A 7961-nucleotide genomic window follows, 5' to 3' on the forward strand; every position below is an offset into this window, starting at 1 on the left:
TCGCCTTACATTGTGAATGTATCACCCTACATTATTAATGCATCGCCTTACATTGCGAATGTATCGCCCTACATTATTAATGCATCGCCTTACATTGTGAATGTATCACCCTACATTATTAATGCATCGCCTTACATTGCGAATGTATCGACTTACATTTTAAAATCCCCCAGCTTTACAAAAAACGAAGTTGGGGGATGCTCTAGGATGGTTTAATAATATTTAGCGAAATCAGCTAAAGCTTATAAGCTGACATCAGAAGGTATAAGTAGTCCGTTAATTTGGACAATCACGCCATTAGTGGTAGTTGTGGCAGGATGGTTGACTTTAGCATTATCTACCTTAACTTCACCATCAGCGTCTTCGGTAATTTTGAGTTGACTTCCTTCTAGAGTTTTGAGTACTCCAGCTTTTAACTGCTCAGGAGTAATTTCGCCAACAATCACGTGATATTTCAAAACTTTCTCACGGTTGTTACTATATTGGGAGAAAACGTTGCTCTTTAAACCATTGAATGCATCATCGGTCGGAGCAAAAATTGTGAAATAACCTGGCTTTTTCAGCTGGTCAAAAAGTTTAGCTTCTTTCAATTCATAAACTAGATTGGCATATTTACCATCCTTAGCAAGAGTATCAGCAATGGTACTGTTGGAGTTGCGATAAGGATAGTTCCGATAAGCAGAAGGTTGCAGAAAGGCAAAGCCATAGAATCTTCTGGCTAAGACTGGAGAACTAATCATGGTTGTAACACCAATAATCCCCATTACCCAAGCCAATCGGACAAACCATTTTTTGCCACTTAAGGCATGAATTCTTTGAGGAAACATAAGACTTACCTGGTAACTCTAAGTTTTACGCTAATACTACAAGACTTGAATGCTAGTTTACGGAAAAAATTATATAATTTTAGACTAAAAATTGGAATGCCAATATATGACATCAATAAGTATAAAATGAGTAAATTTAATTCATATACTGATATTCAGATTTTAGAGTCAAAGCCTGATTATTTTTAGGTTTTTTTATTGCGAACTACTGACTTCAAATCCTAGTCAAAGTTAAATAAATAACTTTGAGAGAAAATGTTAATTTTGTTCTCAGCGATCGCTTTGGTGCTTAGGCTACAGATGCTAAGTTGCGATGGAGCAATCATACCTAACAGTGGGTAGAAAAGTAACCTAGTACTCGACTACACGAACTATGCTGGATTCATAGTGATCGCTTAAGCGCTTATAGAGGACTAAAGTCCTTACTACAAACTCCTCAAAGTTGATGTGGTGGACTACTATAGCAGTTCTCGGTTGTGTCCAATACGTACCCCACCCCTTAATCCCCTAAGCGCAAGCGCTTAGGGGAGGTTTTGCGTCAGCAAAGCCGGGGTGGGGTTCCGACTGTATTGCAATCGAGTCAGAAGTGCTATAGATAGTAGACACCAAGAAAAACTCATCTTTGAGACTCACACCTTGACGGTATAAATTGGGAAATCGAACCTATTCCAGAAAACTACAACCGAGAAATCCTTAGATTTTAATCTTGACTTTTTTTACATCTAACCTCTAATGTGGACTCATTCTGTGAATCAAGATGTTTGTTTTTAAACCGATGATTTGTTTAGAGGATGTTTGAAAAATCCTCTTGTCGGTAGCAAAACGTTTTAGATCCCCCTAAATCCCGCTAACAAAGGGAGACTTTGATTCTGAGGAGTTAAGGGAAATCAATAAGTGCCTAAAATCACAGCCAACTACTTTTCAAACAACCTCTTAGATAAATCCAAATAAAATGACACAAAGCAGCAACAAGCAAATACGTATTTGGGCTACGCTGTGTCATCTCTCAGCTTTGTTGTGGATACCATTAATTTCTTTAGTCTTTATTGGCATACCCATATATCTTCCATTACTGAATATTCTTGGTCCATTAATAGTTTGGCAATGGAAAAAATCACAAGATCCGTGGATAGACTTTCAAGGCAAAGAATCTTTAAATTTTCAGCTTTCAATCACAGTTTATACATTAATTGTAATTATATTTTCCCTATTTTTGGTTTTTACAACTTGTGGGATTGCACTCACAAATAATGTGGCATCTAAACAATTAGACACAACTTTAAATACTTTATTAACAGTTTTAATTATACTCATATCAATATTATTATTAACACAATTATGTTTAGTAATATTTGCCTCTGTAAAAGCATACAAAGGTCAACACTATCGCTATCCTTTTACCATTAGATTTTTAAGAAATTGAGTAATTCCCTATGAATTTAATTTTGTCCAAATACTGATTGTTGCTCAAACTTCACTACAACCCATTGCGTTACTGGTGTCATTGGCTTCCATCCCAAAAATCCGCCAATGGGAGCAACCCTTTGAACTGCGACACGCATTAATTCCCCACCAACTTGATTTTGCCATTGCAGCAATTTTTGTTCACTTTCGATGGTGACAGCATTAGCAACCAAGCGTCCACCGGAACGTAAAGCTTGCCAACAAACTTCAAATAAGCCTGCTGCTGTTGCACCACCACCGATAAAAATAGCGTCGGGTTGGGGTAAATCTTTCAATGCAGTGGGGACTTTACCGTGGACTATTTGTAAATTGGGTGTACCAAGAGCAGTAGCATTGTCAGCGATATATTGTAATCTAGTGAGATTTTGTTCAATCGCGATCGCTCGACATCGAGAATGAGTCCGCATCCATTCAATACCTATCGAACCACACCCTGCACCAACATCCCACAATAATTGTCCCGGTACAGGAGCCAAAGCCGCGAGGGTGATCGCTCGTACTTCGCGCTTGGTGAGTTGACCGTCATGATGGTAGACATCATCTGGTAAACCTGCTAAACGAGATAACCCCACAACCCCAGGATCAGCAATACACTCGACAGCAATAGTATTTAATTCAGCTATTTCTGTAGTTATCCATGAGGCGGCTGTCCCTTCAATGATGCGTTCTTGAGAACCACCCATGCGTTCTAACACTTTAATTTTACTACCACCAAATCCACGTTTAGTCAATATATCAGCTACAATTGTCGGGGTTTGTTTTCCTTCACTCAAAATCAACAATCGCGCCCCAGCGTAAATCATACTTTGGAGTAGAGCAGGAGGACGAGCGTTGAGGCTTAATGTCTCTACTTCCGTAAGTGACCATCCTAGTTTGGCACAAGCAAGGCTGAAAGATGAAGGTGTAGGAATAATGGTCATTTCAGTCATAGGTATGCTGCGTCTGAGGGTGACACCAATACCAAAGCACATGGGATCGCCACTGGCTAAAACACAGACAGATTGACCCCGACGACGAAGAATTTCTTCTATAGATATGCTGATGGGTGATGACCAAGTGATTTTTTCACGCATATCATCGGCTGGTAGCATAGCTAAATGACGACTTCCACCAACTATTACCTCTGCATTTTGTAGTATAGAATGAGCGATCGCACTCAATCCTGATAGCCCATCTTCACCAATACCTATAACAGATAGCCATTTTTGCACGTGAGCCATTCGATTTTTAGATTTTAGATTGACCAATCATTCCTTGATGTTACAAGAAAGCAGATTTATCCGTGGAATAAATCGAAAGTCCAAAATCCAAAATTGTCTGACTTACGAGATAATCTGAAAGCAGGATGACAAAAATAATGTGAGAGAGTGAATATTAATAATAACTTTTAATATTTGAGCAAAAAGGCAAAAAGCAGACAGCAGAAGATTTCAATTAACGAAATTATGTTCATGATAGACAAAATCAAAAAGCCATATTTGGCTATCGTTTTACTTTGTCTTGTGCCTGTAATTATGCCAATACTTGCAATAATTACATTCAGCATCTACGTTTACAGCAGCAAAACCAAGGTTACTAATGCTGATGCAGCTATTGTTTTAGGAGCCGAAGTTTGGGGAGAAAAACCTTCACCAGTTTTCCAAGAACGAATTAACCACGCAATTAATCTCTACAAACATGGTAAAGTTCACAATATCATTTTTACTGGCGGAGTTGGCAAAAATAAAGAAATTGCCGAAGCAATTGTAGGTAAACATTATGCAATTTCCAAAGGAGTAAAAAAAGCCAATATCTTAACCGAAACTGCTTCCCAAAATACTCACCAGAACCTTTTATATGCAAAGAATATTGCATTATCTCAGCATTTATCTAAGTTTCTCATTGTGAGTGATCCTTTACATATGAAACGAGCAGTTTTGATGGCACAAGACTTAGGAATAGATGCATATCCATCTGCAACACCAACTACTCGTTATCGCAGCTTTCAAACTCAATTTAAGTTTCTTCTCAGAGAAACTTTTGGTTACTTTGTTTATCTTTTCCTGAGACTGTAAAATCTTATCTTAGATAGGATTCCTATTTGATTTTTGTTGGCGTAGCCTGCGCTCTGCGCTTACAGAAATCAGTACACTTTCTGTTACTCCACCTGAAGTTAGTTTTGGCTTTGTTCACCCTCCAATCCCCAAAACACCATTTTTGATTGCGAAACATTAAGGAATATTGCAATTCCGTGAGATCTCAAGATACACAGAGAAATGAGCCAAAAGTCCGTGATACGATGCTTTCGGTAAATGTGAAGATCGGGAGTAGACCTTTGACACTACGGGTTGCTGTTGTTGGGTCAGGCCCAGCTGGCTCATCTGCCGCAGAAACTTTGGCAAAAGCTGGGATCGAAACCTACCTATTCGAGCGCAAGCTAGATAATGCCAAACCCTGTGGCGGTGCAATTCCTCTGTGCATGGTCAGTGAATTTGACCTGCCCCAGGATATTATCGATCGCCAGGTGCGGAAGATGAAAATGATTTCACCCTCCAATCGTGAGGTTGATATCAATTTAGTAAAACAAGATGAATATATAGGAATGTGCCGTCGCGAGGTGCTAGATGGTTATCTGCGAAATCGTGCGGCAAAATTAGGCGCAAATTTAATAAATGCCACCGTTCATAAACTAGATATTCCTACAAACAACACTGACCCCTATACCATCCATTATGTAGACCATACAGAAGGTGGCGCCCAAGGCATAGCCAAAACCCTCAAAGTAGATTTAATTATTGGGGCGGATGGCGCAAACTCCCGTATTGCCAAAGAAATGGACGCTGGGGATTACAATTATGCGATCGCTTTCCAAGAGCGGATTCGCCTGCCCCAAGAGCAAATGGTCTATTACAATAACCTGGCAGAAATGTACGTCGGTGACGACGTTTCTACCGACTTCTACGCTTGGGTTTTCCCCAAATACGACCATGTAGCCGTCGGTACTGGTACAATGCACGTCAACAAAGCCAGCATCAAACAATTGCAAGCTGGTATTCGCGCCCGTGCTGCCCATAAGCTGGTAGGTGGTCAAATCATCAAAGTCGAAGCACACCCCATTCCTGAACATCCCCGTCCCCGTCGCGTTGTTGGTCGGATCGCGTTGGTAGGAGATGCAGCAGGTTATGTTACCAAATCCTCTGGAGAAGGTATTTACTTTGCTGCCAAATCTGGACGCATGTGTGCTGAAACCATTGTAGAAGTGTCCAACGGCGGCGCTCGTATCCCCACCGAAGCTGATCTCAAGGTCTACTTAAAGCGTTGGGATAAAAAATATGGACTCACCTACAAAGTCCTAGACCTGTTGCAAACCGTATTTTACCGTTCCGATGCCACCCGCGAGGCATTTGTGGAAATGTGTGCTGACCTTGATGTACAAAAGCTAACCTTTGATAGCTATCTGTACAAAACCGTCGTGCCAGCTAATCCCATTACCCAGCTAAAAATTACTGCCAAGACCATTGGTAGCTTAATTCGCGGTAATGCCCTTGCTCCCTAATTGTAGATGATTGAGCTATAAGGGTTATTAAGAAGAGAACACAAAAGACGCACCTGATTTGGGGAAATTTCTCCGCTTTGGGTGCGTCTAGTTTTTTTGATAAATTAATCAAATGTATATAGTATTGCAATTTTCCTCTAACGAAGTAAAATTTACTTCACATCAACTATGGGGAAAATTTTAGATGTTCCGAACAGCAATTTGCAGCATCTTTTTAGGGGCTTTTACCCTCAGCAGTGGAGTAATGGCTATTTCTACACCAAACCAAACTGATATAGCAAAAGGCTGGGTGCATTCTCGACTACCACATCATAGTATTAAACTCACAGCATCTACTGTTGATACTTCTGTTATAGAAGAGTCAGTTTTTCAGCAAATTAATGATTACCGTACCTCTCAAGGTTTACCAGCTTTGACTCGTAACGTTGCGATCGATGAGCAGGCTAGGACTCATAGTCGAAACATGGCTAATGGTACAGTCGCATTTGGTCATAGTGGATTTGAACAACGAATCCAAAGTATCGGTATTCCCTATAGCGCAGCCGCAGAGAATATTGCTTATAACCAGGGTTACAGTGATCCTGCTACACAAGCCCTACAATCCTGGCTAAATAGTCCAGGGCATCTGGCTCATATAAAAGGTAATTACAATCTTACTGGTATTGGTGTTGGGAGTAATAGCCAAGGCAAAATTTACTTTACACACATTTTCCTCCGCACAAGATAAGAACAACAAGGGAAGAGAGATAGGAGAGATATGGGAGATGAGGGAGAAAATTTACTTACCAATCCTCCCCATCTTCCCCATACCCAATCCCCAATCCCTCAATTTCCAGCGTTTAACTGTTCCAAGAAATCGATTTTGACTGCAACATTAATCAAATCTTTAGCAAAAGTTTTGATTTCACCCTCATTGAGAGCAACAATATAGGGTTCACCATTAATCATGGCAATGATAGGGCCTCCAGAAGAACCACCCGCAGTGTCGCAATCATGGAAAAGGAAATTTTCTTCTTCCCTAACAATACTACAATCCTTTTGGAAGCTCGCTGTCCATCCAGCGCCAGCACTAAAGTACTTTTGATAACTTGGAGTTGGAAAATCGCCAGAATAGCCAACGAAAAAGTATTTTTTCTGATTGCGAATCAATGTTTGAGAAGGTAGAGTTTTGATTCCTAAATATCCATACTTGCGACCAAGAGGCTTATTGATTTTCATAACTGCCCAGTCATTGGCATTTAGTGTGGCACCTTCTTTAAAATCTGTGCCATAAATTACTTCTTCTACAGAGGCAATATCCCTAACAAGTACTTACGCAAAATAAATTGTATATTATGAAATTAGTAATGTAAAATACCTTCTTGTCCTTATGGATGGCAAGAAAAAGGAGAAAATATTGAAATTGACAGTAGTCGTAGTCGTCGCATAAATGTACTAGAATTAATGAATTGTGAGCAAGAATTAGATGCCTATATATTTGAAGGAAGAATTACAAGCGATGTAGTTATCTCTTGTCTTGATAAATTTGCTGAAAATCTCCAAAGAAAAACCATTGTCGTTATGGATAAAGCATCATTTGCATTGTCCCCTCCAGAATTGGGCAGGCTTGATACCCCCTGATTAATCTGTGGGCCGACGAAATATTTCGACGAAGCCTGCCCAATTCTGGTACGCGGAAGACCCTCATTTCACACAAGCAAAAAAAACCACCAAAAAATTAGCGAGTGGCAACAGAAGAAATTAGAAATATTTTGGCTACCATCCTACTCTCCTCAACTAAATTTAATAGAAATTCTCTGGCGTTTTATGAAATATGAATGGATAGAAATAGATGCATACTCTAGTTGGTCAAATTTAGTTAACTATGTTGAAAAAGTCATTCGAGATTTTGGAGAAAAATATGTAATTAATTTTGCATAAGTACTTAAGAGTTAAGTTACAGAATTTGAGCATTTTAGTTTCTAAGCACTGAAGCGCTTACTAAAAGCCGTGTTTAAATTATTGGGAGGTAATACCAATTCAATTAGCGATCGCAAATACATACTTGAGTCAAGACGCGGGGTCAAGACGCGATAAATCGCGTCTCTACAATAGACATCTCCGACAACTATCAAAGCCTTTATGTGACTAGCTCT

General features: G+C 39.7%; 7 protein-coding genes and 2 pseudogenes. 6 read left to right on the forward strand and 3 right to left on the reverse strand.

Annotated elements, in window-relative coordinates:
* Window positions 1–216, forward strand: a pseudogene (locus tag AC5JMK_RS10160) (hypothetical protein); the annotation flags it as partial.
* Window positions 217–242: 26 nt separating this feature from the next.
* Here the strand turns inward: AC5JMK_RS10160 and AC5JMK_RS10165 are convergent.
* Complete coding sequence (locus AC5JMK_RS10165; RefSeq protein ID WP_096677964.1) at window positions 243–827, reverse strand: fasciclin domain-containing protein; 585 nt, start codon at window positions 825–827, stop codon at window positions 243–245.
* Window positions 828–1779: 952 nt separating this feature from the next.
* On the opposite strand from AC5JMK_RS10165, the gene AC5JMK_RS10170 reads away from it, so the two are divergent.
* Window positions 1780–2250: a DUF4870 domain-containing protein gene (locus AC5JMK_RS10170; protein ID WP_096677966.1), complete on the forward strand. Its 471-nt coding sequence runs from the start codon at window positions 1780–1782 to the stop codon at window positions 2248–2250.
* Window positions 2251–2266: 16 nt separating this feature from the next.
* Here the strand turns inward: AC5JMK_RS10170 and cbiE are convergent, their stop codons facing one another.
* Window positions 2267–3511 carry a precorrin-6y C5,15-methyltransferase (decarboxylating) subunit CbiE gene (gene cbiE, locus AC5JMK_RS10175; RefSeq protein WP_495910004.1) on the reverse strand — a complete coding sequence of 415 codons (1245 nt, stop codon included), beginning with the start codon at window positions 3509–3511 and terminating at the stop codon, window positions 2267–2269.
* Window positions 3512–3742: 231 nt separating this feature from the next.
* Here cbiE and AC5JMK_RS10180 point away from each other — a divergent pair, with 231 nt between their 5' ends.
* From AC5JMK_RS10180 to AC5JMK_RS10190, 3 genes are all read left to right on the forward strand, one after another.
* The gene (locus AC5JMK_RS10180) at window positions 3743–4345 is read left to right on the forward strand and encodes a YdcF family protein (RefSeq protein ID WP_096677967.1); all 603 of its coding nucleotides are present in this window, start codon (window positions 3743–3745) and stop codon (window positions 4343–4345) included.
* Window positions 4346–4569: 224 nt separating this feature from the next.
* Window positions 4570–5826: a geranylgeranyl reductase gene (gene chlP / locus AC5JMK_RS10185; RefSeq protein WP_096677968.1), complete on the forward strand. Its 1257-nt coding sequence runs from the start codon at window positions 4570–4572 to the stop codon at window positions 5824–5826.
* Window positions 5827–6010: 184 nt separating this feature from the next.
* Window positions 6011–6553, forward strand: coding sequence for a CAP domain-containing protein (locus tag AC5JMK_RS10190; protein WP_096677969.1), 543 nt, complete (start codon window positions 6011–6013; stop codon window positions 6551–6553).
* 98 nt (window positions 6554–6651) lie between these two features.
* On the opposite strand, the gene AC5JMK_RS10195 is transcribed toward AC5JMK_RS10190, so the two are convergent.
* Window positions 6652–7044, reverse strand: a complete 393-nt coding sequence (locus AC5JMK_RS10195) for a trypsin-like serine peptidase (protein WP_495910005.1) — start codon at window positions 7042–7044, stop codon at window positions 6652–6654.
* A gap of 135 nt (window positions 7045–7179) precedes the next feature.
* On the opposite strand from AC5JMK_RS10195, the pseudogene AC5JMK_RS10200 reads away from it, so the two are divergent.
* Window positions 7180–7746: pseudogene (locus tag AC5JMK_RS10200) on the forward strand (IS630 family transposase).
* Window positions 7747–7961 lie beyond the last annotated feature (215 nt).

The organism is Pelatocladus sp. (genome assembly GCF_059505505.1).